Below are 26,283 nucleotides of genomic sequence, written 5' to 3' on the forward strand. Positions count from 1 at the left end.
CCGGGGGAGGGCGGTGGGTGGGGCTTTGTTGGTGCAGGCCGCGCTCGCCGCCGGCGGGTGTGGGGAGCACCGGCGGGCCGACGAGTTGATTGACCGGGCCGCGGGCGTTGCCGCACACCTTCGGGGGTACGACGACACGCACCGCACCAGCTTCGGGTCGATCGCCGTCGACCTGGCTCGGGTGGTGGTGGCGCAATGGGGTGACGCAGACGAGGCGCTGCACAGGCACTCGACAGTGATTCGGCGGGAGGGGTGGCGGCGGTTGCCGGTCGAGTGTCGGGGCGCGTACCTGGTGGACGTCGCGCGGGCGTACCTCCAGGTGGGGGACCTGCGTGGCGCTGCCCGCGCGCTGGTGGAGGCGGACAGTGTTGCGCCGGCTGAGGTTCGGTGTCGGCCGTTGGCGCGTACCGTGATCGCCGATGTTGCGCGCGCGCAGCCGGCGCCGGCCGGCGTGGCGCGACTGGCGACGCTTGTCGGCCTTACTCGGTGACTGGCCGACTGCTCCGGCGCACGGCGACGGCGAAGGGTCACGCCGGGGCGTCACGGTGGACCGGGTGACGGGGGTGCGGCGCCGAGGGATGCGCCGAGCAGCCGGGCGGCCAGGCCGAGCCGCTCGTGACGGGCGTCGTTCAGTGGCGGTGGCACGCGGATTGCGGCAGAGGCGTGCGTTCTCGGGGTCGTTGCCCGTGGAGGCGTTCTGCGGGACCGGACCGGACCGGTGCCGCACCGACCGGCTGACCTCTGGCGGCCCAGACAGCCGCATCACCGACCGGACTGCCTCGTTAACGGTCCTGCTCGGTTCTCAGCACGCGCATCATTCGCAGGATGCCCTGATGAATCAACACGCCGACGCCGGTGTTGGCTATGGCGAGCCCAGACGCGCCGAGCAACCCCGGCCCGACACTCATCACGTCGTCGGCGGCGAGCAGGACTGGCCACCCCAGAGCGGCGGCGATGAGCGACAACCGCCACCAGCGTCCGAATATAAGGCCGAACATGATCAGTGTCGGGATCACGGCGATCCGCCCTTCGCTGCTCCCAACATACGCTCATCGGCCGGGCGTCCGCCCCACCCCCCGACGGCACGGAACGGGCGCCCGCTCGGCGGCAGATCCGGATGTTGGTCGACTCAGCCTAGCCGTGACCCCACGAGGGTCTCTAGGGTCGATGCCATGGTGCGCGCAGAGATCCTGGTGCGGCAAGATGATGCTCTCATCGTGGATGCGACAACGCAGACCCGGTATCAGCTTGCGTCTGTGAGCAAACAGTTCACCCCCGCCGCCGTCTTGCTGCTGGTCGAGGACGGCACGCTGGGCCTCGACGACCCCGTCGGCCGTTGGATTGATGACTGCCCGAACGAGTGGCAGGGCATAACGCTGCACCATTTGCTCACTCACACGTCGGGCCTCGGCCACTGGCGGGACTACCCGATGATCAACCTGGCTGAGTGGGTCAAGCCGGACCAACTCCGGGAGACCTTCCACCGTGTGCCGCTCCGGCACCCACCTGGCGCAGGCTGGAGCTACAGCAGCCCGGCGTACGTGCTGTTGGCTCAGGCCGTAGAACGGGCGGCCGGAACGCCGTACCACACATTCCTCGCCGACCGAATCTTCGATCCCCTCGGCTTGGACAAGACGTTCGCTGGCGCACCTGGCGGACGGCTAGATGTGGCGCGGGGCCACGACGCTGCGGGTGAGCCGCTGCCAACCTGGGAACTGGAGGCGGTCGGGATGGGCGCGGGCGATGTCTGGTCGACGGCGAGTGACCTGCTCGTCCGGCTCGATGTCCTTCAGGACGGCCGCCTGCTGAGTGAGCCGTATCGGACGCTGATGTTGACCGAACAGGTGCGCACCGGCAGGGGGCCGGAAACGAGCGGTTACGGCTACGGCGTCTTCGTCGGACAGGTCCAGGGCCGGCAGTGGTGGCACCACGATGGCCACAACGCGGGCTTCATCGCGTTCGCCGCGAACATCCTGGAATCACGTCGCCGCATCGTGGTTCTCAGCAATACCGAGGCGACAGACGCCACGGTCCTTACGCCTGTCGTCGGTTAGGTCCTTCTCACGGGCCAAGATCCCACCAGGGTTCGGAAAAGATCCGCCAAACCCGCCGACCGGCATGCTCTCATCGGCTAGTTCCGGACGCTGAACCGCGGCGGGAGTCGGCCACGGTACGTGACAGCCCGAACGGTCGGTGTGCCATATCAGCGGCAAGACCGACATGGGTACAGCCGGTGCGCTTAGTCGCCTGTGGCGGATGCTTCCAGTTGCTCTAGGGCCCAGCGGGCCCATTCCTGCTGTGTTTGGTAGCTACGGATGCCGTATTCGATGGCCAGTCGGCCGAAGCGAAGCCGTCCGCGTGGGTGCGCTTCGGCGTCGGCCGCGGCGGCGATGTCGATGAGTTCGGCGTGCCCTGTCTCGGCGTCGGCGAGGTAGCCGCGAACGAGCTGGCGTGCCTCGTCGGTGGTGAGAGTGGACAGCAGCGACATGCGCAGCACTTGCTCGTCGCGCACGGCGCGGGCGGAGGCGGGGGCCAGCAGCCAGGCGCGGAGTTCCGCCCGGCCCAGATCGGTGATCGTATAGGTCCGGCGACCACGGGCGCCCTGCTCGCCGACGGCGATGAGGTCGTCGTCGGCCATTCGGTTCAATTCCGGGTAGACGTGGCTTTGCCGGGCGGTCCAGACGTATTTGTGCAGCGACTTCTCGAAGCGTGCGGTCAGGTCGTAGCCGCTGGCGGGACCGTCGTCCAGCAATCCGAGCAGGGCATGGCGCAACGACATGCCGCCAGTCTGACACCTCCAGCTTGACAGGTACAACTGTAGGTGTCAGATTGGAGGTGTTTCCGTCGCTACAAGGAGTTCCTATGACCGCCACCCCCATCCTGTTCGTGCACGGCTTCTGGCACGCCGCGTGGTGCTGGACTGAGGTCCTCGCCCACGTGGCCCGTGCCGGACGCGTCGGGTCCGCCATCGACCTACCCGGCCACGGCCTGCGCGCCCGCCGCCCAGCCGCAGCGACCGCCCGACCCTTCGACTCGCAGGCGCTGGTCAACGCGTCGTCCCCCGTCGCCGGCATCGACCTCGACGAGGCCAGCGACTTCCTGGTGGAGCAGATGAAGCACCTGGGCGGCGGGCGTCCGGTCACCGTGGTCGCGCACAGCATGGGAGGAACGGTGCTCACCCGAGCGGCACAACAGGCGCCGGAACTCGTCTCCCACGCGGTATACCTGGCCGCCTTCATGCCGGCGTCTGGCACCCCGGCGCTCGCGCACGCGCATACCCCGGAACTGTCTCAAGCGCTGCGGGCCGATCCGGCGGCAGTCGGGGCACTGCGCCTCGACGTCGGCTCGCCCGATCCCGACTACCGCCAGGCGTTGCGCGACATCTTCTACGGCGACGTCGCCCCGATGCTGGTCGACGCGGCGATCTCGCTACTGAGTCCCGATGCCCCAATCGGCATCGCCCTGGGCTCGACCATGCTCACCGCACACGGCTGGGGCTCAGTCCCGCGCACCTACATCAAGACCGACAGGGACGTAGTGATCCCTCCCGCCGTGCAGGAACGGTTCATCGCCGACGCCGATGCGGCCTTCCCCGGCAACCCAACGCACGTGCTAGGACTCGACGCATCACACTCGCCGTTCCTGTCGATGCCTGACCAGGTAGCCAACATCGTCTGCGGGCTCGTCTAATCACGATCGCGAGCGGGAAACACGGGTCCGCATATCGGGGTCACACCGTCCGGCGCCGGACGGCCGAAACCGTCACAACCGGGCTCTGAGTGGTTGGATGCGGATGCCCTCTTCTCGGCATGTCCGTGAGCCGGGGGCGTCGCTGCACACCGTGATGCTGCGTAGCGACCGGATCGCGGCAAATCCGTACGCCGGGATACGCGCTACTCGAAGCCGCGGAAGACACCGTCGGCATCCACATTGCCGGCGAACTCTTCCCAGTCCATGTTCGAGATCGTGAGGTTATTCTGAACCGACCACATCTCGGATGGCACGACTCGGAACGTGGCACCGTACTGGGGCCCCTTGCCCGGATCCTCCAGATCTTCCACGTAGTCATAGAGGTTGACTGCGAGAATCGGCCGGTCAGGGTGCGTTAGCGCCTTCGCATCGACGAGGAAGGCAACGGCATGGTGAACGTCTGCGGGCACCGTCTCCAGCAGTTGCGCCGGCGTAATTCCGTCGTACGCATGGTCATCGACGAACGTTACGAACGCAGTGAACCCGCCGTCTGTCTGTGGTTCAACGATCGCTTCCTGAATCTCTATCCATTCCCGCGAATGAGCAAAGTCGGTACGGATGACCAGGGAAACATCGGGGCTCTGGTGCCACATGCGCTCAACCACGCACACGAGGATAGGCCAAGTCGGCAACATCGAGCGGCACTCGCCGGCGCTTGACAGCACGCCGGCCAACTCCTGGCCATGACGCTGTGTAGGGAGCGGATCGCGGCATGTGCGGACGTCCGTGGCAGCCGGCCGGAGGGAGCCTTGCGGACGTCAGGGTTCGCGGATTCCCGTCAGTTTTCAGACTGTCGCGGCCACGTCCAAGCGGGAACCTCACGGATCGGATGCAGTTGGTCGTCGCTCTCGGCATGCGAGTTCTGCTGTGCCACGCGGGCGCCGAACTCGAGGTGTTCGCGCACGGCCGCGCGGAAAGCGTCATCGTTCGGTAGGCCGGCTTCATCGATCGCTTCGAGGTAAAGGGCGACGAACCGCTCCCGCTGCTCGTCGGTGATCTTCAGATGGCGATGGACGTCAATGATGTACTGAAATCCCAGTCCGGTGGTGAACCTGTCGGGGCCGCCGAAGGACTCGGCGGTGAACCACGTGAGGTGTTCGACATGGCTCGGTTGGCGAGCGGGGAACACGCTGCGCAGCACGGGGTCGTCCAGCACCTTGGTATAGAACAGTTCCTCCAGACGATGCAGCGACTCGTCGCCGCCGGCGAACTCATACAAAGTGGACATAGAGTCGTCCTTCGTTGCCTGGACTGAGCGACTGGGTACGCACCCTGAAACTGGTCGCTGCGACCGTACCTCGTTGTGACGACCATGGTGGCCCTACGCAAAACCGCAACGTCCGGTCATCGGCACGTCCGGACGGCACTCAGGCCAGCTCGGCGGGACACTGCGTAGCGCGCCTCGCGGCAGAAGAGTGTGTCGACGGCTCCACGCTCTCGCGGCCGCTTGTGATCAGTGTGCAACGACGACGGTGCGTACGACGCCATCAGCAGGTCTCGGATGCTCGGTCGAAAGTCTAACCAGATCACACCCGGTAGTACTGCACGACGCAGAACTCGTTGTCCTCCGGGTCGGTCATGACGAGGACTGCGCCCTCTTGGTAGTCATGCCGTTCACCTGTCCACCGCCCGCCCAACATCCCGATCCGATCGACCGCTTCGTCAACGTCGGTAACGGCGATGTCGAGGTGTAGTCGCGTCTTGCCGGCCTTGGGCTCCGGGACCGGCTGGAATGTCAGCACCGGGCCGCCCCCGGCGACAGTGACGCGCCGCCAGCCGGGAAGAGACTCCGTCACGCGTCCTCCGAGCACCACGGACCAGAAGTCAGCCAGTCGCTGCGGATCCCGGCAGTCGACCGTGACTCCGGCAAGTCGGCCCAGTGTCTCCACGACACCGACCATAGCGACGATGTGCGTTCTCGAACAGACCGACTGGCGGGCACTGGCACACAGCCACGGGCCAGCCTGGCCGGAGACGCCGCGACTCCTGACGGGGTTACTGACCGGTGACCGTGACGACGCGCGGCGGGCTCTCTCCCATCTGTGGGAGGAGTTGTTTCACCAGGGCACCATCTACGATGCGACACCCGCGGCGGCCCGGTTCGTCGCCGTGGCGCTGGCCGACCCGCGGGTCCGGGCAGAGCCCGGCCCCACCCGCGAATACGGTGACGGACCGCTGCGTGCCGCACTGCTGGTCTGGCTGTCCCGGCTCGGATACGCGATGGGTGTCCAGTGGCGGGAGTGGTTCGGCGATGACGCCGCCGGCGGCGAGAACATCGGCGGCCCGCTCCGCCCGCGACTCTACGCCGTGGTCACCGCCTGCCTCGACGATCCCGACGAGAACGTGCGCGACGCCGCCCTCATCGCCGCCGTGAACCTGGCCTCCGCACCCGAACTCACCCCGCACCGCGCGGTCCTGTCCGCCCGCGTCCGAGCCGCCATCGCCGCCGACCCGCACTGGCGTCACACCGAAACCGCGGTGCTCAACCTGCGTTACTGGGGTGAGCACGACCTTCCTCGGACGGAGTCCGCGGAGCTGGCCTACGAGCCGCAGCAGGGCACCTACGACAACCCCCCTTTCTAGTGCTCTGAACGGGGGTCCGCCGGGGTGGCCGCTGTCGCGACTCGGCGTGGATTGCAGCCTCCCGTTTCGCCTGTGCGCGAAGCCTGCCGATCGAGTCCGCATCGGTCGCAGCGCGTGCCGCCGACCGATCGCTGACCGAGTTGCAAGCTGATGCCGCCGACGAGCGGGTGCGACAGATGCTCGGACAGCTCCATCTCTCGGCCGCGTTGACGTCGACAGTCAGCGGTCGTTTCGACGTAGCTCGCGATCACCTTGTCGAGGCGGCTCCCGAGGCGGCGACACTCGGGGATCCGGCCGCCGGCGCGGGCTTCAACGGCTGTGGGTTCGGACCAACCAATGTCGGGCTGTGGGAGATGTCCATTGCGGCCGAGCAGGGCGAGTCCGGTCGGGTCATTGAGCTGTCTCGGACGGTCCGACCGCAGGTGCTCGCGGTGCGGCGGGAGGGGTGGCGGCGGTTGCCGGTCGAGTATCGGGGCGCGCACCTCGTTGACGTCGCGCGGGCGTACCTCCAGGTGGGTGACCTGCGCGGTGCGGCACGGGCGCTGGTGGAGGCGGACAGTGTCGCGCCGGCTGAGGTTCGGTGCCGGCCGTTGGCGCGTACCGTGATCGCCGAGGTTGCCCGCGCGCAGCCGGCGCCGGCCGGCGTGGCGCGACTGGCGACGCCTGTCGGCCTCACCCGTTGACCGGACCTCGTCCAACGGGACCCGTGACGAGTCGTCGTCAGCCCGTCGTTTCGACTCACAGCGAACGCCACGCGTCACCGCCTCGTCCAGGACGACCCGCCACCGGTCTTCATGCCCACGCCACGCCAAACGCCGCAGCCAAGTGACGTTGGAGTAAACAATCGGGGTGGCAGACCGTGCGCCGCACGGTCTGCCACCCCGCCTCGGTGAGCCCCGGTCAGACCGCGGTTCTTGTCCAGCGCTGGTTGTTGGCGCTTCCGCAGGTCCACTGCTGGATGTCCACGCCGTCTGCGGTTCCTGACTGGTACACGTCCAGACACTTGCCGCTGTGCCGGGCCACGAGCCGGAAGTTGCTACCCTGGGATTGCCATTGCCACTGCTGGTTTTGGCCGTTGCCGCACGTCCACTGGACGATGTTCGCGCCGTCTGCGGTGGAGGCCGAGGCGACGTCGAGGCACTTGCCGCTGTTCTGGTTCACAATGCGGAAGTAGCCGCTACCGGCGTCCTCGAAGCGCCATTTCTGGTTGCTGCCGCCCACGTAGCTCCATTGCTTGATCTCGGCGCTGTCGGCCGTGGACTGCCCGATCACGTCCATCACCTTGCCGCTGTTGACGTTGTTGATCCGGTAATGGGTTCCCGAGGGCGGGGGCGTCGTGGAGCCGCCGCCGATATTGTCGCCATAGGCATAGCGGATCCGGTCGGCGCCAGAAGTGTTGCGGATGGTCAAGTTGAGATTGGTGCCGCTGCCACTGAGGGCGAACATCGAATACCAGTCGTGACCGGAGCCGGAGTTCTTGCCGCCGAGGGCGGGCCAGTAGGTGCCGCCCATCTGGTTGTCACGCATGACCTGAGCCATGGCGCGGATGTGGCGCACGAAGTTGTCGGTGCTGTTCGCGTCGGCGTAGTTGAGGCCGTTGTCCATGGGCCCGCCGAACTCGGTCGCGACCGCCCGGGAGGCACAGTTGCCCAGACGCGTCTGTATGTGACTTCGCCAGGCGTCGTAGGTCATCGAGCCGTAGAAGAATGCGTAGTGGTGGAAGGACAGCAGCGTGCCGTTGAAGCGGCTGTCGTTGCAGATGTCGCGCAGGTCCTGGCTTGCGCCAGTGCCGCCGATGAGCACCCGGCTGGGCACGGCCGAGTAGTGGGTGCTGAGCCAGGTGGCTGCGATGTCGCGCCACTGTGCCGAGCTGTAACCGCCCGGCTCGTTCATTGGCTCGAAGTACACGTTGGTGTTCGAGCCGTAGGCGCTGGTCACGCTGGACCACATCGTGTTCCACGCGGCGAGGTTCGCGATCCTCGCGCCGGAGTTATGGTCCGTCCAAAAGGTGAGGATGACCTTGAATCCGCGGGCGGTAGCGGCGTCAATGGCGCCCCGGTAGGCGTTCCACCAGGTGGTGTTGGCCACTGTCTGAGTGTTGATGGGCAGCCGGACGGTGTTGATCCCCATGGTGGAGGCCATGTCGTCGTAGAGGGCGTTGGCCTTGGCCTGCACTGTCGCGTAGCTGTCGGATTGGCTCAGGCCCTGCACGACGAGCGGGCTGGTGCTGAAGTTGTCACCCAGCTGAGCCCAGTTCATGCCTCTGAACTGGCTGGTGGCGGCAGCGGCTGGGCCGGCGGTAGCGGTGATGGCGATTGCCGCCGCGGCAGCCGTGGTCGCCATCACCGCACTGGTGGCCACGAGCCTGGCCATTCGCGACAGGGGGCGGCTGAACATGGCAGGTCGCATATGCGTCGTCCTTTCTGTTGGGGGACGGGGACGGGACGATGCAGGTCCTATTGGTCGTCGGGCGCGACCGGCATCACGGCCGGACGGCCCCGACGGCATCCACGACGAGACTGCCGCTGCGCACCATGATCTGCACGGTGTGCGTGCCGGCGCCGAGGTTGCGCAGGGCGTACGTCTGGGAGAACTCGGGAGAGGCGAGCGTGCTCGCTGCGGAGTTGACCACCGTGCCGTCCACCGTGACCTGCAGGACGGCCGAGCCGTTGTTCGGCCCGATGATGTCCAGTCCGGTGCCGGCGAACGTGTAGGTCAGCGTCGAGCCGCTTCCCTGGCTGGTAGACAGGCTCCGCTGAACGTTGTACATGCCCTTACCGTTTTCGTGCGCCCAGGACCCGCCGTACACCAGCTTCCGGGCGGGCGGGTTGGCCAGGTCGGACATCTCCAGGTTGTCCAGCACCTCGGAGTAGTACGGCGGGCTTCCGTCGACCGTCTCCACCTTGAGGTTGTCAAACCGGGTGAAGTAGTAGCCGCTGCCCAGCGTGATCCGGCCGGACAGCTTGGGATTCGGGTCGGTGTAGGTGGCCAGTGTGACGCCGTCGAGGTAGGCGGTCACCGTGCTTCCGGCGCCCTTCAGCGCGATGTTGTGCCACGCGTTGTGCGCGGTGTTGAACCCACCGATCCGCACGCCGCCGGCGCCGCTGACCACGTTGCCGCTGGCTACCGCGCTGTTGTTGACCAGCAACTGCCAACCCCCGTCGAAGGTGAACCTCACCGAGTACGGCGCACCGTTGTCACCGTGCTGCTCGCGGATGCCCAGCCGGGCGTGGTTGGCGCCGTTCTGGGTGCTGCTGTTCTCGAAGGAGACGTCGACACTGGCCTTGTAGTTGAGCCACCGGCTGTCACCGATCCTGGTGACCGCGTCGCCCCCGTTCCACGCACCGCCCAGGCCCTGGCTCGGGCCGTCCAGCTGCTGGCGCAGCACGTAATTGGTCGATCCGTCCGGCTGGTACGCCTCGAAGGCGCCGTTGCGGTCGCTGGCGTAGCGCGGGATGACGCTCCTGGTGCCGCCACGCGACGTGATGAAGTCCTCCGTGCCCGTGATGGTGCCGCCACTGCCGATCACCGGGACCGTCTTGCCGGTGTAGTCGAAGCCGTCGGCGTAGAGGATGTTGTCGCTGGTGCTCTGCACGTCGCCGGAGATGTCGGTGTCCAGCACGGTGCGCTGGCCCTCCACCGGCAGGGGTTCCAGGTACTCGGGCTTGGTGTGGTTGGCCAGCGTCGTCACGGTGACGACCGAGTTCGGCCGGACCGTCACGGTGTACACCCCGCCGTCACCGGCCGGGACGCTGCCGAGGTGCTTCAGGTAGTTGGCGTTGAACGCCTGGCCGGGGTCGGCCGCGCGGGTTTCCCACAGCTGTAGGGCCGGAGTGCCGGAGTAGGCCATGTTCACCGGCTGGAGGCGGTACGACTGGGTGTACTCGCTGTCGTTCATGAAGACCGTGGAGAAGTTGCGCCTGTCGGGCGCGGCGAGCGTGAGATAGCTGGGCGTGCCGTTGCGGCCGACCACCGGGTTCGTCCCGGTCGCTCCGGTATAGCTGGATTCGGGGACGGCGCGCCAGATACCGGCCGTGTTGCTGGAGTTCTCCCAGCCGGTCTTGGCGAACCAGCTGAAGTGCCGCAGCACGTCGATGGCGGCGTCGTAGTGCAGCCAGCCCGACCAGGGATCACGGGCGCTGACGACCTCCTTGTAGGAGTACTGCCCACCCTCGTAGAAGGACCCGATGGCCGGTTGGTAGATGAAGTTGGTCCGGCGCGAGTTGACGAATCCCTTGATGATGGTGTTTCCCATCTCCAGGGCGCTGTTGGTGCCGCCGATGCCGGTTCCGAGCACCGACGGGGACCGCATGTTGTTGTTGGGGCGCAAGGCGGAGTTGCCGAAGGTCGCCTGTGCTTCGCTGTTCCAGATCTCCTTGTCGTAGTCCATCGCCAGGCGCTTGAAGTTGCCGGCGCTGTCGTCGTCGGGGCTGTAGTGGTAGCCGGCCGCCGCCACCACGTCGCGCAGGCCAGCGTCGCTGATCATGCTGCCGCCGAACGACCCGACACCGACCTCGTCGGAGATGACGACCTTGAGCTGGTTGTACCGGGATTGCTCTGTCGAGTTGGCGAAGTCGGCACTGTCGGTCCTGACCCGGTTGGCATAGGTCTTGGTCCAGTTCAGGTCCGCCCCGCGCTCGTTGAGGCCCGGGTTGACGTAGTCGACCATGAACCCGTAGGTCCGGTACGCGCTCAGGATGGTCTTCTTGAACCAGGTGTAGACCTTGTCGTTGCTGTTCACCCAGCCGGGCGAGTTCCAGCGCAGCAGGGACACCTTGACGTTGGGGTTGACCTTCTTCGCGTCGGCCGCGAGTTGGAAGCCCTGCGCACGCTTGACGTTGGGGGTCTCGGACTCCCAACGCATGGTCGAGGGGTCCGGTCCGGTGGAGTTGTTGCGGTCGTTGCCCATCTCGATCTTCACGTTGGTGAAGACTGGACTCTCCCCACCGAAGAGGACCCGCAGCAGCTGCGCGTACGCGGTCGGGCTCTGGGCCTTGTAATCCATCAGCAACTCGCTGGTGCTGTTGGCGCTGAGCGCACCGAAGCCCTTGAACGTCAGGCCGTTGACGTTGCCGGCGCGGATGTTGTTGCCGTCCACCGTGATCGTGCCCGATCCCGGAGTCGACACGTCAGTGACGATCCACTGCTGGTTGGTGCTGCCGCTGTTCGCGTACTGGACGAGGTTGGCGCCGTCGGACGTGCTGCCCCCGCCATCCAGGTACAGCCCGTTGGCCCGGTTCCTGAACTTGGCGTACCCGCCGGAGTCCTCCCGGGTCCACTGCTGGTTGGTGCTGCCGCTGTCACTCCACTGGCCGCAGATGGATCCGCCCGTCGTGCGGCCCATCCCGTCCAGGTACAGGCCGGTGGCCCGATTCCTGATCCGGACGTAGTCGCCGACGGCATCGATCGTCCACTGCTGGTTGTCGCTGGACGACGAGGAGTACTGGCCGACTGCGGCGCCGTTGGTGGTCCGGCCCATGCCGTCGATGAACTTGCCGGTGGTCCGGTTGCCCAGTTTGACGTAGGTGGCGGCTACTTCCATGGTCAGGCCCACTGGCGTGGATGCGACCGGCATGGCTACCACGTACGCCAGGGCAAGCGCTGCGACCGACAGCATGCTCAGCGCGGTGGGCCTGACGCGGGCACGGCGCGGGCGGGCTACTCCCGGAGTCTGCCGAGGCGGAGCGGATCGAGGGCTGGTCATGAGATCTCCAGTCAACCGGTCAAGGTGTGGCAGGCGACGCCTCGGGCTCGCCGACCTGCGGTGTCCAGAGGTGGCACGTCACCGTCCGATCGCATCGAATCATATTTATGCCATCCGGATCTAGAGATGCCAGCAAACGGACCTAGACGTTCAAGAACGTTCAGACTCGATCATTCGGCCGTCAGGCTGGAGGACCGCGACGGAGCCACCCAGCGGTCGGGGGCCACGCTGGGGGCGAGATCTCGCGCTTGTGGACGCGGACAGCGCCGCGCCGGCGGAGGTTCGGTGCCGGCCGTTGGCGCGTACCGTGATCGCCGATGTCGCCCGCGCGCAGCCGGCGCCGGCCGGCGTGGCGCGACTGGCGACGCTGGTCGGCCTCACCAGGTGAAGGCTCGCCGTCCTGCTATTCGCGGCCGACGCAGGTGGCGACGCACGCCTCGTTGCCCTCGGCGTCGGCCAGGACCCACCACCTGGGTGCGTGCGCGTCGGAGACCAGGGTGCCGCCGGCGGCCAGGGCGGCGGCGATGCGCGCCTCTGCCTGATCGTGCGGGACAGCTATGTCGAGGTGCATGCGGTTGCGCTGTGGGCGCGCCTCGTGAGCGTCGATCGAGGCCGCGCGGGATCGGGTCGTGCGCGACGGTGGCCCAGGCCGGACGTCCGACCTGGGCCACCGCTGTGACGAGTGCCGACCGGGTCAGCCGCAGATCCACCGGACCGGGGTCGAGTAGTGGTTGCCGTACGCGATGTCGCCGTCGGTCAGCCCGGTGATGTCGGCGATCGAGTACGGAGACGGACCGAACGGCAGCGCCCGGTCGATGCCGTCCTGCCGGAGCCACTGCTGGTTCTCGTACGTCTGCTCGTAGGCGACCGAGCCACGCGCGTTGACCGCGTGCGCCACCGCCCCCTCAGTCAGCAGGGTCGGGGCCGCTCCGGGCACCCACGAGAGGACGAACTGGCTGGACCCGGTGTGTTCCTGGCCCACCACCACTCCCGCGCTGATCCCGGTCAACTCCCAGACGGTGTCCGGACCGGCCGCGTAGCCGGGCAGCAACTCTGGCTGGGCGTTGGGCGCCCAACGCACCGGCTTCTCGGCCAGGTAACCGATGACGGTGCCGTCGGCGTCGACGTCGATCGCCCGGCTGTCGCCGGAACCGGGCAGGGCACGAACGGTGTTGTCCGCCGCCCAGGTCACCGCCGTCGACTGCCCGTCGGCGGACCGCACCCACCCGGCCACGGTGCCGTCCGCGGCGATGGCGCTCGCGCTGGTCTGCACGCTGCCTGGTAGGCCCGGCAACGTGGTCACCTGGCCGGCAGAGTATCGCCACGCGATGCTGCGGTAGAGCCCGTCCTTGGAGAAGGTGTTGCCAACGAAGTCGCCCTGCTCGTTGACCTCCTCCAGCATGCCAGCCGGCGAGCCGAGGTTGGTCGGCACACCCTTGTCCCACCGGATGACGTGGTCGCGCCACGAGGTGTCCGTCCCGTACGCGATCTGGAACCGACCGCTGGGGTCGGCGTGGCTGACAGTGATTCGCTGCCACGCCCCGGCGGGCAGCCGCAGGTCCTCACGGACGCAGGGCGGCCCCACCTCGGCCGTCCGCGTGGCCGCCTGCGCCACGCCCGTCGCCGAGGCGGCCGACGGCAGAGCGGTCACGCCGGCCACCACCGACGCCAGAGCCATCACCTCGGCTATGCCTGGTCGAATCCTCATCGAAACCCCCGTGTGTCCACAGACGACATCTGTCGCCGCCGATCTTAGGGGAATTCGGGCAGGCATCGATGTACCGTGCCCCAACGCGGCGGGACCGTCTCGTCCGCCGGTGCGTCAGTACGGCAGGTACGGCTCTGGGCGATCGGCGTCCGCCGCCGTGGTGGACGCGGACCGTGTCGCGCCAGCTGAGGTCTGGTGCAGGCGGCGGGACGGCGCGGAGGGACCACCCGTGCGAGTGGTCCCTCCGGCGGCGTGCTGGTGAGTGGCTAAACTTCAGGTTGGCAGTTCACCTGTGCTCCGATGCGACGAGCGCAGCCTCGGGAGGGTGTTCCCGCACCCTCTCGAGGGGCCGTCCTCTTGGACGGCGCCTACTCGCAGAAGACCCGCACGGTGGCATCGGGTGAGTCCACCTCCACGGTCACCTCGTCGAGGTGCTCCACGAGCGCCTCCAACTGCTCGGGCTTGAGCTGCGTCAGGTCGATCGGCACACCCGAGTCGCTGAGTGAGGCATTGGCCTTGACCAGGGCCTGCGGCGGGACCAGCGCCGCCAGCCGTACGCCAGCGCGCAGCAGTTGCAGTGGCACCCGCACGTTGACCCGCGACGGCTCGCCGTTGTCGGTGGCGTCCACCACCACCCGCAGGTACTTCACCTTGCCCTTCGGTCGGGAGTCGTGACTCGCCGTCGCCGGTGCCTGGTCCCGTTCGAGTGCGGCGATGAGCTGCTCCGCCTCCTCGGCGGTGATCTTGCCGGCGGCAAGCATGTCGAGGATGTCCTTGCGTTGTTCGGTCATTCGAACCTCTCCTATCGGATAGCCACGAGCACGGCCGTGCGGCCCTGCTCGATGTCGAAGTGGGCGCCGGGCAGCGCGGAGATGACGCGCCAAGCGGAGCCGAGTGCCCGCACCACACCGATGCGGAACACGACGCAGGCCACGATCGCCGCCAGCACGACCAGGACCACGACCGGGAAGAGCACGAGCACCACGGGGAGCACCGGAACCCAGACGCGGATGGGCCGGTGGTCCGGGCGGTTGACCTTGACGGTCACCAACTGCGGCATCACGTCCGGCCGTCCAGCTCGGCCAACGCCTGCTGTGCGGTGATCTCACCGCGGCGTAACCGGTCGATGATGTCGGCTCGCGACGGCGCCGGGTCGGTCTCGACGAAGTCGAGCATCTGCGTGATCCGGTTGAGTCGTGACTTGATCGTCGGGTAGCTCACCCCGAAGATGCGTTCCATCTCCTTGATCGAACCGTGGCAGCGCACGAACGCCGTAACGAAGACCTGATCCTCGACGTTGAGCTGCGCCAGTTGCGGTGGCTCGAACTCGCCCTCGATCGCGACGCCGTTGCTCGCCAGGCGTACCCGCTCGACGATGAACGGCTGCCCTCGCGTCAGGCTGGTGAGTTCCTGCCAGTCCATCGCCTGATCTGTCATACCTAATTTATAACTCAAGGATCTTTAACTTTCAAGAGGTTGATCTTAATTTTCTTAAGATCGTGCTCGTGGTGATGGAGGCCGCGCAGCACCGCGGCAGCCCCGCCGCGCAGCGTGGACGACTCCCGCCGCCTGCCGCACCCCCGTGGTCATGAGGTTGGCGGGCCTTTTGGGAGATCGTCAGCGGGCTTGGGTGGTGAGGTCGCTCATCGGCCTTGATGTCCGTTGGCCCCGAACATGTCTGTTTCTCGCGTCTGTGTCCGATGTGAGGAAACCTCTGCTACGTTCCGTTCTGATAGCTATGTCCCCATTTGATCGCTATCGGCACCGCAACGGCGGTGCGGACCTGTTGTGCACGGAGAAGGGTGAGGTTCCGCTAATGTCCGATCATCTACCGCAACACCGAACTGTCAGCCAAGCAGCAGCTCAACCAGGGCCGCCGGGACGGCGCCGGCGGGCACGCTGGCTTGTGGTCGGGCTGACCGGAGTGACCGGACTGGCCGCCGTCAGCGGCGCCGTCGGCGTCACCGGAGCGTCCGCGTTTGCCGGCGTCAACGACCGCCTCGAAAAGGCCGCGCAGCAGTTCATCGTCGAACGCGGTCGAGTAACCGGCGACGACAACGGCGGACAGGACCCCGGCGGACAGGCCCCGGGCGGTGACAACGGCACGGATCACAAGGGCGACGAGCGGGCGGTGCCCTGTGATCCCGATGAGCTGATCGCCGCGCTCGTGCACGCCAACGCCGGAAACGGGGCGACCCTCAAACTCGCCGAGCGATGCACGTACACCCTCACCGCGTTCGCTCCGATCGTCACACCGCCCGGGACCAGCGGCCCCAACGGCCTTCCGGTCATCACCAAACCCATCACCATCAAGGGCGAAGGCGCCACCATCGTCCGGGCGGCGAACGCCGAACCGTTCCGGATCCTGGAGGTCGGGGTCGGCGGAAACCTGAGGCTCCGCGATGTCACCATCAAGGGCGGTTCAGCGACCGTTTCCGGTGGTGGCGGGATCCGGGTCAGCACCGGTGGCGAGGCCACCCTCGAGCACATCAACGTGGTCAACAACCGGGCCGCCGGCGCCGGTGGTGGGATCGCCAACTACGGCATCACCAAGATCAGCGGCAAGACCGAGCACGGCAAGGACTCGGCCACGAGTGGCCCCCCCAAGAACGGTGCGCCGAACGCCGAGGCGCCCAACGCCCAGGCGCCGAACGCCGAGGCGCCCAGCAACGGGCCGGCGGCGCAGGCGCCGGATGGTCAGGGCGGTGCGGCGGAGCCGTCTGCGGAGAACGCCGGCACGGGTAAGAACTGGGACGACAAGGGCAAGGGCGAGTACGAAGGCAACGAGACCACGATCAGCAACAACGCCGGCGTGATCAGTGGCGGAGGCATCCACAACAACGGCTACCTCACCATGGAAAACACCCGACTGAGCTACAACGTCGTACGCAACTCCGGCGGCATTGGGATCACCGGTAACGGCGGCGGGGTGTCGAACAGCCGCGTCGCCGTGCTCAACGATGTGCGCCTCGACCACAACCTCGCGGACTTCCGCGGTGGCGGTGTCGTAGGTGGACTCAACTCCACCACCAAGGTCACGAACGCTGATATCAGCGACAACACGGCCAGCAACGAGGGTGGCGGCATCTTCAGCGACGGCGAATTCCACCTCAAGCACAGCAAGGTTGACCGCAACTCGGTCTTCCAACGCGGCGGCGGCATCTACAACCAGATTGGCCAGATCGTCATCGAGGACAGCAAAATCAGCGAGAACATCGTCCGATACGAGCACGGCGGCGGCATCTATGTTGGCACCGGCACTGTCGTGCTGCTGCGGAGCCAGGTCGAACGGAACAAGGCCGTAGGCCCGAACTCGCAGGGCGGTGGAATCTACAACCGCGGCACGCTCAGCCTCACGGAATCCAAGGTCGTCCAGAACGATTCCACCCTGCCGCCCGGCGGGATCTTCACCACCAACAACCTGGTCACGGTGGATCAGAACTCACTCATCATCAAGAACCGACCCACCAACTGCACCGGCAGCGACCAACCCGTTCCCAACTGCTTCGGCTGACCCCAACCACAGATAGCGGGAGCCTGGCGGCAGCCGCCAGAAGCACCGCACATCCGGCCCCGCCCGGGTTTGATCAACCAGATCAGACCCGCGGCGGGGCCGATCAGCGCGTACGCCCCCAGTCGCTGGCCCGAACGGTGGGACTGCTCATCGCACAGAACGTGATCACGCGCTCTCAGGGTTGCCGGATTGGGCGATGAGCCGGCGGATGGCCGGGGCGGGGTTTCCGGGAACGTGAGATTCGGGCATGTATTTCGGCACTGCTGGAGGGGAGAGGCGGCAATGCTGGTAACCGGTTATCTCGGCGCGGTGCTCATCGGTGCTCTCGTCGGCCTGCTCGGCCGACTCATCCTGCCGGGGAGGCAACGGATCGGCTTCTTCGCCACGTTCGTCATCGGGGTCGGCTCGGCGGTGCTGGGCACAGTGGTCGCCAGGGCGCTTGACATCGACGACGGGGCCAGCGTGGAGGTGTGGGTGCTGCGCTGGGACTGGGTCGTGCTCGCGATCCAGGTCGGCGTCGCGATCGTCGTCGTGGCGCTGGCGAACATGCTCACCTTCACCCGGCTTGCCGGCGGCGACGACACCCCCCGTCGGCGGGTCCGTCGCAGCCGGGCCAAGGGCTGAAGAACTTCAGGACCAGAGCAGATCAGGTGCCCAGCCGGGCCAGGATCTCCCGGGCGGTGGCCTGTTGGGGATCGCGGCGGCCTGAGCAGGCCGCCGCTACGATGCCGGGATGAGCAGGTTCCTTGCGCTCTTCAACGGCGCGGCTGACGAGGTCGGCAAGGCCGAACTCACCGAACAGCGGCAGACCGAGTTTCTCAAGGCGTGGGCAGCATGGGCGCAGGCCAACGAGAAGGCCATCGTCGACCCCGGCGCTCCGCTGAACGCGAAGAAGCTGGTCACGGCGCGGGGTGTCGAGGACTTCACCGACGCCCTGACCGCATACACCATCGTGGAAGCGGACTCGCACGACGAGGCGGTTCAGATCTTCTCCGGGCACCCGCACCTGGGGCTGTTCGCCGGAAACTCGATCGCGGTCCTGGAGTGTCCGCCCCCGCCCGGCTGACACTCGCGTCGTACGGCGGTGGTCTCCTGCGGGGTCTGTCATTCGCGGCCCAGCCAGGTGGCGACGCACGCCTCATTGCCTTCGGCGTCGGCCAGGACCCACCACCTGGGCGCGTGCGCGTCGGAGACCAGGGTGCCGCCGGCGGCCAGGGCGGTGGCGATGCGAGCCTCTGCCTGATCGTGTGGGACAGCTATGTCGAGGTGCATGCGGTTGCGCTGTGGGCGCGACTCGTCCATCGGCTGCAAACCGAAGCCGGGGCCGCGGCGCGACGGGTCGAACAGGTAGTCGTCGCCGATCTGCCGATAGCCGAGCAGCGCCTGCCAGAACGGCAGTACGTCCGCGCCGGCGAGTGCGTCGAGGGTGACGTTGATGAGTTGTACGGCGGTCGGGTCGGCGGGGATGCCCAGGTCCTTGGCGGCGGCCGAGATGCGTCGGGCCAACGAGATGTCGCGCCGACTCAGGCTCACCGTGACGCCGGTGCCGCGCAGGTCGACGGTGAGGTACTGCTCCTGGGTCTCGTCGGTGAGCCGGCCGATCTCATCGACGAGCGCGATGCCCTTGGTCAGCGAGCCGGTCGGGAAATGGGTCGAGACCAGGTGGTAGAGGGAGCGCCAGTCCTCGACACCGTCGGCCGCGTGGAACTGCGCGGCCGTGATCTGCGCAGTCATGGCAGCGAACCTAACATCGGCGGCGCGACGCCCTCCGAAATCTTCGGCCCAGAGCGACCGCACCCGCCTGCCGTGTCCCCGACCTCGTCGGGCAGAACATCTAGGCTTCCGCCATGCAGATCATCGAAGGCGCGGGCCGGTGGACGGCACCCGCCGGGGATGCCAACGACTGGGTCGAGCAGTTGAGAGTGCCGGACCTGTCGGTGGGCACGTACTGCATCCCGGCGGGTGGTCTCGACGAGCAGAGCCCGCACACCGAGGATGAGATCTACGTGGTCACCGCGGGGCGGGCCCGGATCGTGACCCCGGACGGCGCGGCCGAGGTGGGCCCGGGTTCGGTGATCTTCGTGCCGGCCGGCGAGGAACACCGGTTCGTCGAGGTGACCGAGGACCTGGCGCTACTGGTGGTGTTCGGCCCGGCGTACGGCTCGCGCGCTCCGAGTCGGCGAGCCGAGTAGGAGCGGTGGTCAACGAGGTGTCGTCCGCGCCCGACGTCGGCTGAGCGCGTCGCGAAGGTCGAAGACGACAAGCGAGAGCGGCACGAAGACCCACAGCTGAAGCACGGTGTAGCGGCCCAGTTCCCGGCCAACGTCGACGCCGGCCAACTCGGCGTCGAGGGCGCCGGGGCGCATCAGCTTGATCGCGTAGCCGGACAGCGGAGCGTAGTTGAGACCCGCGCCGATGAACCACAGGCCGATTGCTCGGCCGCCGAGGCCGTCCGATGACGCCAGCAGCCAGCTGCCCAACGTCACCATGGCAACCACGCCGACGAGGAACTCGGCCAGAATGATGAGCCGTCGACGGCGGGTTCCCTGGGTGCCGTACATGTCGACGGCAGCCAATCGACGAACGTTCATGAGGCGATGATGCCACCGGCGGGCAACGTCCGTGCCCCCAGGACCTTAGGATCGGGACGATGCAGGAGGCACGGCTGACGGTTCGGCCAGCGAGTTTGGCGGATGTCCCTTCCTTGGTGGAGTTGCGGCTGGCCAATGCCGAGGCGCACATCGCTCTTGATGCCGACATCTACCGCGTTCCGCAGCGCGAGGCGGTGATCCGCCACTTCGCGGCCATGCTGGCCGAGGACGCGGGTCGCGACGGCGTTCTCGTCGCAGAGAGCGATGGCGGCCGGGTGGTCGGGATGATTGAGGTGTTACGGCACCCCGATCCGCCGGAGCATCAGATCCTGTGTGCACCTGGGCCTTCGGCCCAGGTGCACACAGTGGTGCTGCCCGACGCCAGGGGACTTGGGGTGGGAGCAGCGTTGTTGCGGGCGGCCGAACGGTGGGCGACCAGCCGCGGGATCCGGTACCTGTCTGCCGGCATCCACCACCGCAACGTCGATGCGGTGCGCTTCTACAGTCGGCACGGCTACGCCGCCGCCGGCTTCTCCCTCGGCAAGAGCGTGGGGGATTGAGCGTCACCCTGGAACGCCTTCTCCAACCGCTGGAATTCCTGATCGACGGCCGGCGACGAGGTGACCGTCATCCCTGGAGGTGAGCGACGTACTTGCCGTCGCCGCGGCCTTCGGCGAGCAACTGGTGGACCGCGGGCACGTCCGCGAGCGAGCCGACTTCGGTGATCGCGATGTCCAGTCGACCTTCGGCGATCAGATCAAGGACCCTGCGCAGGCCGGCGGCGGCGCGGTGCGGCGCTGTGGCCCACAGGCGGCTGATGCTGAAGCCGCTGATGGCGAGATTGCCGCCGATCAGCCGTCCTGCCGGTGGCAGCGCGGCCTGGTCCCCACCGCCCGCGTTGCCGAACAGGACGATCCGGCCGCCGGGAGCGGTGACTCCCAGATCAGTCTCGAGCATGGTGGTACCCAACGGATCGAGCACGATGTCCACCCCGGCGCCACCGGTCGCTGCCCGCACCGCCTCGGTCAGGTCCTCACTGCGCGGCACCGCCACGTCATACCCGCTCTTGAGCGCCGAGGCGACCTTGTCGGGGCGGCCCACGGTGCCGATGCGCAGCCCTCCGCCGAGCGCCGGCACCAGCTGGGCGACGGCGCTTCCGACGCCTCCGCTGGCCGAATGCATCAGCACGGTTTCGCCCGGACGGAACCGGGCGGCGTCCTCCAGGAGGAGCAGCGCGGTCGTGAGCATGAGCGGGGCCGCCGCCGCGACCGGTGACGGGACCTTGTCGGGCACCGGCACCACGAACTCGGCCCGCACCCGCACCACGTCGCCGAGGCCGCCGCCCGCGGTGAACGCGGCCACCCGCTGGCCCACGGCCAGGCCCGTGACATCGGGGCCGATCTCCCGGACCGCTCCGGACACCTCCAGGCCCGGCGCGTACGGCCAGGCACCGACATAGCCGGCGTCACCGCGGCGGGCCATCACGTCGAGGAAGTTGATCCCGGCGTACGCCACGTCGATCGTCACCTCACCCGGCCCCGGCCGAGGTTCCTCGACCTCGCGCACCTCCGTGCGGTCCACCCCTTGCGACGGCCCGACCATCATCAACGCGTGCATGGCAACTCCTTCGAAGTTCGTCGTACGACGAAAACCGTACCTTGTTGTACGATGACTGTCGAATGAGAGGTGTGAGATGCCAAGATCACAGCGCCGCCGCCCGACGCTCGTCCATCCGGAGCCGAACGAGTTCGACGTGCTGGACATCCTGCACGCACTGTCCGACCCAACCCGGATGACGATCGTGCAGACATTGCGCGCCGCACCCGAACGCGCCTGCGGCACCTTCCCCGTGGACGTCGCGCCCTCCACGCTCACCCACCACTTCCGGGTTCTCCGCGAGGCCGGAGTCATCCGCCAACGCGAGGACGGCAACCGCCGGTGGACCGCGTTGCGTGGCGAAGACCTTGAAACCCGCTTTCCCCGCCTCCTGGACGCGATCGTGACCGCCTATGAAAGCGGGCTCACACCGCCCCGATGAGCCTCGCGGGCCAGCTTCAGTCGTCGTGCCCGGCACCGCGATCGGGTGCGGTCATGTCGCCTGTCGCGGGGGTGCCGTCGGCGAGCCCGTAGCGCAGGTAGACGGTGCCCTTCGAGCTGGCCACCGGCGGTTCGAGGAGGGTGAGGTTCGTGGGCACCTCGCCACCGTCGAACACCTTCTTGCCGACGCCGAGCACGATCGGATGCAGCCACAGGTCGAGGCGGTCGAAGAGCTTCTCGCGCAGGAGGGTCTGCACCAGGTTGAGGCTGCCGACGACCTTGATGTGCTCGTGTCGGTCCCGGATCTCGCGCACCGCGCCGGCCAGGTCCGGGCCGAGCTGGGTGGACCCGGCCCACGAGAGGTCGGGGTTGCCGTGGGAGGCCACGTACTTCGGGATGCGGTTGAAGAGCGTGGCGATCTCGTTGTCCTCACCACCCTCCTGGTGCGGCCAGTGCGCGGCGAAGATGTCGTACGTGCGGCGGCCGAGCAGGAGGGCGTCGGTGCCCTCGTACGCGGCGAGAACCTGCGACCCGGCGACCTCGTCCAGCAGGGGCGCCTGCCAGCCGCCGAACGAGAACCCCGCCGGGTCCTCGTCGGGGCCGCCGGGCGCCTGCGCGACGAGGTCGAGGGTCGCGAACAGTTCGATGTGGATGAGTCCCATGCCCTACTCCCGGTGAGGTGGTCGTCTCGGTCGGGAGAGTAGTCCTGTGCACGTCGCCAGACTCAGCGTCGCCACGATTCGGGGCAACGCCGCACCCTTTCCGCATGATCCACACCATGTCGGCGAGGTTGGGGTTTCGAGGCGGCTCGGATACCGCCATGTCGGCGAAGTGGAGTGGACCACGCCGTGGAAGGGGTGGACAACGCCGGCCGTTGACGCGCCTCAGCCGCTGACACGTCACTGCTCTCCACCGTCCTCGCCCCTGGCGGCCTGATCCGCCGACCACCACGCCGAGATCCGCCGCCACCAGACGACGTACGACAACCTCGCCGCGCCGTAGAAGCGCGGACGGGCGCCGGGGCCCGTGCTGGGACCTTGCCTGTCGCCTCGGCTGGGGTTGCTGGCAGGCCTACCAGGCTACCGCCCGCCCTGACGCCGATTCCGGTCTCCACAATGCGACCGTTCAGTCGTAGGGGAGTCGGCGCGGTTCGAGTCTCAGCCCTCGACCGAGCTGCCAGGAGGCGGTGGGCCACGCCGCGAGGAAGCCAGTTATCAGGCCCAGCTGACCCGCGAACCAGAACGTCGGGCTGTCGGGTCGCAAGGGTGGTTCCGGAAGGACCACGCGATGCGCGAGCGTCAGCCACACGAACAGCGCGACCTCGAAGGCGGTGATGGTCAGCAGTTCGACCCTGACGACGGTCGACAGCGCGTGCCAGACCTTCGTCACGCTGCGACCAGGTGCGCCGAAGTACCGAAAGAGAACAGCTATCGTCACCGCCGTCAGATAGTCGCCGGCGTAGTCGACCCACAGTGACTCCTGGGCCGGGTCTGATCTGACCACGTACAGGGCGACCTCGGCGACGACGAAGCCGAGGGCGCAGTGGGCGCCGCAGCGGGAGACGTGGGTGACGACGATGCCCCGCCGGGGTCGTCGGGGCTGGCCCTCCTGCCGCCGTCGAGAGAATGCCTCGGGCCTACCCCAGTTCCAGTAGAGGCGGACGGCTGCCGGGCCGATGTAGAGGACGGTGACCAGCCAGACGATCTCCATGACCCGGACCGGCTGACGGTGTCCGCGAAGATAGGTGTCGGCAACGACGATCGCGAAGCTGACGACTCCGACCGCGAGCGACGCCCACGACAGCGCCAAGAGCCAGGTTGGTTGCATCCCGCCCCTTCCGCACGCTGGGCGGCCGGCTCCTCCCGCATCCGAATGTGAGAGGGGGCTCGCTGGCCGGTGTCGACGGCCGGGGGCACTTCGCAGTCTTCCATGCCGTACTCGGCCGCACCGGGAGATCGGGTGTTCCCGGCGGCCGCTGGCAGATGCCGAATCACTGCGACGCGGGCACGTAGGCTCCAGCGCTCGGGGGCGCTCTCTCACCATCGGCTGGACGGTGCCGGGCTGCGCGGAGAAGCTGAGGTCGTCCACCACGATCCGGTCGCCGTACCGTTTCGTCAGGTGCGAGAGCTGGATCATCGGCGGTCCCGGGCGTCCCCGGAGCCCACCGTGGACTCGTCTCCCGGCCGGTCGGCGGCCGGCTCGGGCGGGCCGTCCGGGTCAGAGCCCGCCATCGGCTGCGGACGTCCGGCCGGGGTGAGCCGGGCGGGCCACCAGAACCCACGGCCCATCAGCACCGTAAGCGTCGGCACCAGAAGCGACGACACCAGCAGTGCGGAGATCAGGATGCCGGCGGCGACCGCGAAGCCCATCTCGGCGAGCAGGGCGACACCGGCGAGCGTGAGCGACGAGAACGTGCCGGCCAGGATGACGGCCGCGGCCACCGCCGTCGGGCCGGTGTGCCGGATGGCCAGGCGCGCGGCCCCGGCGGGGGCGTGGCCCGCGCGCGTCTCCTCGCGCAGCCGGTCCACCATCAGGATGTTGTAGTCGGTGCCGATGGCGACCACGAACAGGTACATGAAGATGGGGACGTTGAAGATGATGCCGTCCTTGCCCAGCCCGTCCTGCATCACGAACACCGATGCGCCGAGCGTGGCCAGATAGCTGAGCCCGACCAGGACCATCAGCAGCACCGCGGCGACGATGCTGCGCAGCAGGGCGAGCAGAACGAGCGCGGTGAGCCCGGCGGCGAGCGGGAAGACCAGCGAGTAGTCCTGGTTGACCGCGCTGCGGATGTCGGCGAAGGTCGCGGTCGGGCCGCCCACCAGGGCGTGGGTGCCGGCCGGAGCCGCGTTGTGCGCGGTCGGCCGCAGCGTGTCGGCGACCGTGTCCACCGCCTCGGGGCTGCCGGAGTCGTGGTCGAGCAACATGCTGATCTTGGCGATGGTGCGGTCCGGGCTGTACGACGCGGGGCCGGCCTGGCCGACCCCGTCGACGCCGGACAACTGCGACCGGAAGCTGTCGACGCCTGCCTCGTCGAGCGGCTGCCCGGTGTCGCTGACCAGCAGCACGGAGGTCGGGTTGAGGGCGCCGACCGGGAAGCCGCGCTGCAGGTCCCGCAGGGCGATCGCCGACTCGGTGTCCTGCGGGAGACCGGCGTTGTAGTCGTAGCTGGCCTGGAAGCGCAGCGCGCCCAGGGAGAGCAGCGCGAGGACGACGACCGCGGCGGCGGCCAGCACGCCGGCACGGTTCACGATCAGGTCACTGAGCTTGGCCGACGCCCGCGCCCGGGGCTGCCGCTGCCAGCTTGTGGACGGCCAGAACACCTTCGGCCCGAGCAGCGAGACGATCGCCGGGATCAGGGTGAGCGCGGTGACCACCGTGGCGGCGACCGCGATGGCCAGTGCCGGACCCTGCGCCTTGAACGAGCCGAACGAGGAGAACGCCAGGGTGCTGAACGCGATCACGATCGCCGCGCCGGCTGAGGTGATCACCTTGGCCACCCGGGCGGTCGCGTGGATCAGCGCTGTACGCGGGTCCTCGCCGGTGCGCAACTGTTCCCGGTATCGGAAGAGCAAGAAGAGGATGTAGTCGGTGCCGACGCCGAACAGTACGACGGTCACCCACACCGTGACCGACTGCTCCGCGGTCAGGTCGAAGATCCGCTGGGCGATGCCGATCAGCTTCACCGAGACGAAGACCAGGACACCGATGGTCACCATGGGAAGCAGTGCGGCAACCGGGCTCCGGAAGATCAGCAGCTGTAGCACGATGATCAGGACGACCGTCGCCAGGGCGATGACCTGCTCGGCCGAGGCGAAGGCGTCCTGCGCGTCGATCACGATGCCGACGTCGCCGGTCATGCCCGCTGTCAGATCGGTGTTCTCGAACAACAGCCCGGCGGCGGCCCGCAACGCCCGGCCGGCCTCCTCGGTGCCGGGATCGCTCTGCGGACGGTCGACGGTGACCTGGAGGAGCTGGACGAGGCCGTTCTCCGACACCGTCGCCTTGCTCGCCTGCACCTCGCTGACGTGCGGGATCGCCTTGTCCCGAAGCTGTCCGGCGACCTGCTCGACGAGCTGCTGGTCGGCGCCGGTCAGCGCGGCGCCGTCGCGGCGGCGCACCACGAACGTCGCGGCGCTGCCGCCCCCGCTCTCCGCGAAGGCGGTCTCCTGCACCTTGCCGGCCTGGACGGACTCGTAGTGGGAGGGCAGGAAGTCGGCCTGATCACCGCTGGCGGACAGACCCGGTCCGAAAAACCCTACGATGGCCGCGACGGCCAGCCAGGCACTGATCGTCCACCATGGATGACGGACCACACCTCGTGCCAACGTTGCGTACATCAGTCTCGTCCTTCTCCACCACTCGGCCGGCCACCACCTCGTCTGCCGGTGCGTGC

Annotated in this window: 29 protein-coding genes; 11 read left to right on the top strand and 18 right to left on the bottom strand. The window is 67.9% G+C overall.

Features of this window, described 5'->3' with window-relative positions:
- Nucleotides 1–13 precede the first annotated feature (13 nt).
- The gene (locus C7C45_RS35120) at nt 14–490 is read left to right on the top strand and encodes a hypothetical protein (RefSeq protein ID WP_244200458.1); all 477 of its coding nucleotides are present in this window, start codon (nt 14–16) and stop codon (nt 488–490) included.
- 292 nt (nt 491–782) lie between these two features.
- Here C7C45_RS35120 and C7C45_RS19810 read toward each other — a convergent pair whose 3' ends face one another.
- Entirely contained in the window at nt 783–1,016 is a 234-nt protein-coding gene (locus C7C45_RS19810; RefSeq protein ID WP_110565182.1) for a hypothetical protein, read from the bottom strand.
- Nucleotides 1,017–1,172: 156 nt separating this feature from the next.
- Between C7C45_RS19810 and C7C45_RS19815 the strand changes: the two genes are divergently transcribed.
- Complete coding sequence (locus tag C7C45_RS19815; RefSeq protein ID WP_110565183.1) at nt 1,173–2,054, top strand: serine hydrolase domain-containing protein; 882 nt, start codon at nt 1,173–1,175, stop codon at nt 2,052–2,054.
- 185 nt (nt 2,055–2,239) lie between these two features.
- Here the strand turns inward: C7C45_RS19815 and C7C45_RS19820 are convergent, their stop codons facing one another.
- Nucleotides 2,240–2,779 (bottom strand): PadR family transcriptional regulator, encoded by a 540-nt coding sequence (locus tag C7C45_RS19820; protein ID WP_110565184.1) that lies wholly within the window; start codon nt 2,777–2,779, stop codon nt 2,240–2,242.
- A gap of 83 nt (nt 2,780–2,862) precedes the next feature.
- Here C7C45_RS19820 and C7C45_RS19825 point away from each other — a divergent pair, with 83 nt between their 5' ends.
- A complete protein-coding gene (locus tag C7C45_RS19825; protein ID WP_110565185.1) occupies nt 2,863–3,690 on the top strand; it encodes an alpha/beta fold hydrolase in 828 nt (275 codons plus the stop codon).
- A 203-nt stretch (nt 3,691–3,893) separates the two neighbouring features.
- Here C7C45_RS19825 and C7C45_RS19830 read toward each other — a convergent pair whose 3' ends face one another.
- The 3 genes from C7C45_RS19830 to C7C45_RS19840 all read right to left on the bottom strand — a co-directional run bounded on the left by C7C45_RS19830 (nt 3,894) and on the right by C7C45_RS19840 (nt 5,639).
- Nucleotides 3,894–4,355: a DUF6924 domain-containing protein gene (locus tag C7C45_RS19830; RefSeq protein WP_110565186.1), complete on the bottom strand. Its 462-nt coding sequence runs from the start codon at nt 4,353–4,355 to the stop codon at nt 3,894–3,896.
- A gap of 173 nt (nt 4,356–4,528) precedes the next feature.
- On the bottom strand, nt 4,529–4,978 hold the full coding sequence (locus C7C45_RS19835; RefSeq protein ID WP_110565187.1) for a group II truncated hemoglobin: 450 nt from the start codon (nt 4,976–4,978) through the stop codon (nt 4,529–4,531).
- Between the two features lie 298 nt (nt 4,979–5,276).
- On the bottom strand, nt 5,277–5,639 hold the full coding sequence (locus C7C45_RS19840) for a VOC family protein (RefSeq protein WP_244200459.1): 363 nt from the start codon (nt 5,637–5,639) through the stop codon (nt 5,277–5,279).
- Between the two features lie 19 nt (nt 5,640–5,658).
- On the opposite strand from C7C45_RS19840, the gene C7C45_RS19845 reads away from it, so the two are divergent.
- Entirely contained in the window at nt 5,659–6,333 is a 675-nt protein-coding gene (locus C7C45_RS19845; protein WP_110565189.1) for a hypothetical protein, read from the top strand.
- Between the two features lie 176 nt (nt 6,334–6,509).
- Nucleotides 6,510–7,016 carry a hypothetical protein gene (locus tag C7C45_RS34495; protein WP_244200460.1) on the top strand — a complete coding sequence of 169 codons (507 nt, stop codon included), beginning with the start codon at nt 6,510–6,512 and terminating at the stop codon, nt 7,014–7,016.
- A 217-nt stretch (nt 7,017–7,233) separates the two neighbouring features.
- Here C7C45_RS34495 and C7C45_RS19855 read toward each other — a convergent pair whose 3' ends face one another.
- The 7 genes from C7C45_RS19855 to C7C45_RS19890 all read right to left on the bottom strand — a co-directional run bounded on the left by C7C45_RS19855 (nt 7,234) and on the right by C7C45_RS19890 (nt 15,182).
- Nucleotides 7,234–8,730, bottom strand: a complete 1,497-nt coding sequence (locus C7C45_RS19855) for an RICIN domain-containing protein (protein WP_110565190.1) — start codon at nt 8,728–8,730, stop codon at nt 7,234–7,236.
- A gap of 85 nt (nt 8,731–8,815) precedes the next feature.
- Nucleotides 8,816–11,950, bottom strand: a complete 3,135-nt coding sequence (locus tag C7C45_RS19860) for an RICIN domain-containing protein (RefSeq protein WP_244200461.1) — start codon at nt 11,948–11,950, stop codon at nt 8,816–8,818.
- 490 nt (nt 11,951–12,440) lie between these two features.
- The gene (locus C7C45_RS19870; protein WP_425271150.1) at nt 12,441–12,644 is read right to left on the bottom strand and encodes a VOC family protein; all 204 of its coding nucleotides are present in this window, start codon (nt 12,642–12,644) and stop codon (nt 12,441–12,443) included.
- 87 nt (nt 12,645–12,731) lie between these two features.
- The gene (locus C7C45_RS19875) at nt 12,732–13,745 is read right to left on the bottom strand and encodes a hypothetical protein (protein WP_146247354.1); all 1,014 of its coding nucleotides are present in this window, start codon (nt 13,743–13,745) and stop codon (nt 12,732–12,734) included.
- A gap of 368 nt (nt 13,746–14,113) precedes the next feature.
- Nucleotides 14,114–14,536, bottom strand: coding sequence for an SHOCT-like domain-containing protein (locus tag C7C45_RS19880; protein ID WP_110565193.1), 423 nt, complete (start codon nt 14,534–14,536; stop codon nt 14,114–14,116).
- Nucleotides 14,537–14,547: 11 nt separating this feature from the next.
- Nucleotides 14,548–14,805 carry a hypothetical protein gene (locus tag C7C45_RS19885; RefSeq protein WP_110565194.1) on the bottom strand — a complete coding sequence of 86 codons (258 nt, stop codon included), beginning with the start codon at nt 14,803–14,805 and terminating at the stop codon, nt 14,548–14,550.
- Nucleotides 14,805–15,182, bottom strand: coding sequence for a DUF2089 domain-containing protein (locus C7C45_RS19890; protein ID WP_208641226.1), 378 nt, complete (start codon nt 15,180–15,182; stop codon nt 14,805–14,807). The genes C7C45_RS19885 and C7C45_RS19890 overlap by 1 nt, the downstream gene beginning before the upstream one ends.
- A gap of 487 nt (nt 15,183–15,669) precedes the next feature.
- Between C7C45_RS19890 and C7C45_RS19895 the strand changes: the two genes are divergently transcribed.
- The 3 genes from C7C45_RS19895 (at nt 15,670) to C7C45_RS19910 (ending at nt 18,325) form a co-directional block, all read left to right on the top strand.
- Nucleotides 15,670–17,259: a right-handed parallel beta-helix repeat-containing protein gene (locus C7C45_RS19895; RefSeq protein WP_167454755.1), complete on the top strand. Its 1,590-nt coding sequence runs from the start codon at nt 15,670–15,672 to the stop codon at nt 17,257–17,259.
- Nucleotides 17,260–17,541: 282 nt separating this feature from the next.
- Entirely contained in the window at nt 17,542–17,883 is a 342-nt protein-coding gene (locus C7C45_RS19905; RefSeq protein WP_208641227.1) for a GlsB/YeaQ/YmgE family stress response membrane protein, read from the top strand.
- A 109-nt stretch (nt 17,884–17,992) separates the two neighbouring features.
- Nucleotides 17,993–18,325: a YciI family protein gene (locus tag C7C45_RS19910; RefSeq protein ID WP_110565197.1), complete on the top strand. Its 333-nt coding sequence runs from the start codon at nt 17,993–17,995 to the stop codon at nt 18,323–18,325.
- Nucleotides 18,326–18,363: 38 nt separating this feature from the next.
- Here the strand turns inward: C7C45_RS19910 and C7C45_RS19915 are convergent, their stop codons facing one another.
- Nucleotides 18,364–18,993: a VOC family protein gene (locus C7C45_RS19915; RefSeq protein ID WP_110565198.1), complete on the bottom strand. Its 630-nt coding sequence runs from the start codon at nt 18,991–18,993 to the stop codon at nt 18,364–18,366.
- A 113-nt stretch (nt 18,994–19,106) separates the two neighbouring features.
- On the opposite strand from C7C45_RS19915, the gene C7C45_RS19920 reads away from it, so the two are divergent.
- Nucleotides 19,107–19,451 (top strand): cupin domain-containing protein, encoded by a 345-nt coding sequence (locus C7C45_RS19920; RefSeq protein WP_110565199.1) that lies wholly within the window; start codon nt 19,107–19,109, stop codon nt 19,449–19,451.
- Nucleotides 19,452–19,460: 9 nt separating this feature from the next.
- Here the strand turns inward: C7C45_RS19920 and C7C45_RS19925 are convergent, their stop codons facing one another.
- The gene (locus C7C45_RS19925; RefSeq protein WP_146247356.1) at nt 19,461–19,850 is read right to left on the bottom strand and encodes a hypothetical protein; all 390 of its coding nucleotides are present in this window, start codon (nt 19,848–19,850) and stop codon (nt 19,461–19,463) included.
- A 59-nt stretch (nt 19,851–19,909) separates the two neighbouring features.
- On the opposite strand from C7C45_RS19925, the gene C7C45_RS19930 reads away from it, so the two are divergent.
- Nucleotides 19,910–20,410, top strand: coding sequence for a GNAT family N-acetyltransferase (locus C7C45_RS19930; protein ID WP_110565201.1), 501 nt, complete (start codon nt 19,910–19,912; stop codon nt 20,408–20,410).
- 67 nt (nt 20,411–20,477) lie between these two features.
- Here C7C45_RS19930 and C7C45_RS19935 read toward each other — a convergent pair whose 3' ends face one another.
- Nucleotides 20,478–21,467, bottom strand: coding sequence for a quinone oxidoreductase family protein (locus C7C45_RS19935; protein WP_208641228.1), 990 nt, complete (start codon nt 21,465–21,467; stop codon nt 20,478–20,480).
- A gap of 76 nt (nt 21,468–21,543) precedes the next feature.
- On the opposite strand from C7C45_RS19935, the gene C7C45_RS19940 reads away from it, so the two are divergent.
- Nucleotides 21,544–21,888, top strand: coding sequence for an ArsR/SmtB family transcription factor (locus C7C45_RS19940; protein ID WP_110565202.1), 345 nt, complete (start codon nt 21,544–21,546; stop codon nt 21,886–21,888).
- A gap of 16 nt (nt 21,889–21,904) precedes the next feature.
- Here C7C45_RS19940 and C7C45_RS19945 read toward each other — a convergent pair whose 3' ends face one another.
- From C7C45_RS19945 to C7C45_RS19955, 3 genes are all read right to left on the bottom strand, one after another.
- Nucleotides 21,905–22,549: a dihydrofolate reductase family protein gene (locus C7C45_RS19945; RefSeq protein ID WP_110565203.1), complete on the bottom strand. Its 645-nt coding sequence runs from the start codon at nt 22,547–22,549 to the stop codon at nt 21,905–21,907.
- A 463-nt stretch (nt 22,550–23,012) separates the two neighbouring features.
- Nucleotides 23,013–23,714, bottom strand: a complete 702-nt coding sequence (locus C7C45_RS19950; protein WP_167454756.1) for a DUF4396 domain-containing protein — start codon at nt 23,712–23,714, stop codon at nt 23,013–23,015.
- Between the two features lie 305 nt (nt 23,715–24,019).
- A complete protein-coding gene (locus C7C45_RS19955) occupies nt 24,020–26,227 on the bottom strand; it encodes an MMPL family transporter (protein WP_110565205.1) in 2,208 nt (735 codons plus the stop codon).
- Between the last annotated feature and the right edge of the window lie 56 nt (nt 26,228–26,283).

Source organism: Micromonospora arborensis, assembly GCF_003205615.1.
GTDB lineage: Bacteria > Actinomycetota > Actinomycetes > Mycobacteriales > Micromonosporaceae > Micromonospora > Micromonospora arborensis.

Excerpts from the sequence above, each read along its gene's own strand:
- C7C45_RS19875 (WP_146247354.1), bottom strand. The coding sequence starts at position 13,745 with ATGAGGATTCGACCAGGCATAGCCGAGGTGATGGCTCTGGCGTCGGTG.
- C7C45_RS19845 (WP_110565189.1), top strand. The coding sequence starts at position 5,659 with ATGTGCGTTCTCGAACAGACCGACTGGCGGGCACTGGCACACAGCCAC.
- C7C45_RS19910 (WP_110565197.1), top strand. The coding sequence starts at position 17,993 with ATGAGCAGGTTCCTTGCGCTCTTCAACGGCGCGGCTGACGAGGTCGGC.
- C7C45_RS19885 (WP_110565194.1), bottom strand. The coding sequence starts at position 14,805 with ATGCCGCAGTTGGTGACCGTCAAGGTCAACCGCCCGGACCACCGGCCC.
- C7C45_RS19860 (WP_244200461.1), bottom strand. The coding sequence starts at position 11,950 with ATGCTGTCGGTCGCAGCGCTTGCCCTGGCGTACGTGGTAGCCATGCCG.
- C7C45_RS19835 (WP_110565187.1), bottom strand. The coding sequence starts at position 4,978 with ATGTCCACTTTGTATGAGTTCGCCGGCGGCGACGAGTCGCTGCATCGT.
- C7C45_RS19955 (WP_110565205.1), bottom strand. The coding sequence starts at position 26,227 with ATGTACGCAACGTTGGCACGAGGTGTGGTCCGTCATCCATGGTGGACG.
- C7C45_RS19855 (WP_110565190.1), bottom strand. The coding sequence starts at position 8,730 with ATGTTCAGCCGCCCCCTGTCGCGAATGGCCAGGCTCGTGGCCACCAGT.
- C7C45_RS19825 (WP_110565185.1), top strand. The coding sequence starts at position 2,863 with ATGACCGCCACCCCCATCCTGTTCGTGCACGGCTTCTGGCACGCCGCG.
- C7C45_RS19930 (WP_110565201.1), top strand. The coding sequence starts at position 19,910 with ATGCAGGAGGCACGGCTGACGGTTCGGCCAGCGAGTTTGGCGGATGTC.
- C7C45_RS19950 (WP_167454756.1), bottom strand. The coding sequence starts at position 23,714 with ATGCAACCAACCTGGCTCTTGGCGCTGTCGTGGGCGTCGCTCGCGGTC.
- C7C45_RS19905 (WP_208641227.1), top strand. The coding sequence starts at position 17,542 with ATGCTGGTAACCGGTTATCTCGGCGCGGTGCTCATCGGTGCTCTCGTC.
- C7C45_RS19945 (WP_110565203.1), bottom strand. The coding sequence starts at position 22,549 with ATGGGACTCATCCACATCGAACTGTTCGCGACCCTCGACCTCGTCGCG.
- C7C45_RS19880 (WP_110565193.1), bottom strand. The coding sequence starts at position 14,536 with ATGACCGAACAACGCAAGGACATCCTCGACATGCTTGCCGCCGGCAAG.
- C7C45_RS19815 (WP_110565183.1), top strand. The coding sequence starts at position 1,173 with ATGGTGCGCGCAGAGATCCTGGTGCGGCAAGATGATGCTCTCATCGTG.
- C7C45_RS19920 (WP_110565199.1), top strand. The coding sequence starts at position 19,107 with ATGCAGATCATCGAAGGCGCGGGCCGGTGGACGGCACCCGCCGGGGAT.
- C7C45_RS19925 (WP_146247356.1), bottom strand. The coding sequence starts at position 19,850 with ATGAACGTTCGTCGATTGGCTGCCGTCGACATGTACGGCACCCAGGGA.
- C7C45_RS19915 (WP_110565198.1), bottom strand. The coding sequence starts at position 18,993 with ATGACTGCGCAGATCACGGCCGCGCAGTTCCACGCGGCCGACGGTGTC.
- C7C45_RS19820 (WP_110565184.1), bottom strand. The coding sequence starts at position 2,779 with ATGTCGTTGCGCCATGCCCTGCTCGGATTGCTGGACGACGGTCCCGCC.
- C7C45_RS19935 (WP_208641228.1), bottom strand. The coding sequence starts at position 21,467 with ATGCACGCGTTGATGATGGTCGGGCCGTCGCAAGGGGTGGACCGCACG.
- C7C45_RS34495 (WP_244200460.1), top strand. The coding sequence starts at position 6,510 with ATGCTCGGACAGCTCCATCTCTCGGCCGCGTTGACGTCGACAGTCAGC.
- C7C45_RS19890 (WP_208641226.1), bottom strand. The coding sequence starts at position 15,182 with ATGACAGATCAGGCGATGGACTGGCAGGAACTCACCAGCCTGACGCGA.
- C7C45_RS19940 (WP_110565202.1), top strand. The coding sequence starts at position 21,544 with ATGCCAAGATCACAGCGCCGCCGCCCGACGCTCGTCCATCCGGAGCCG.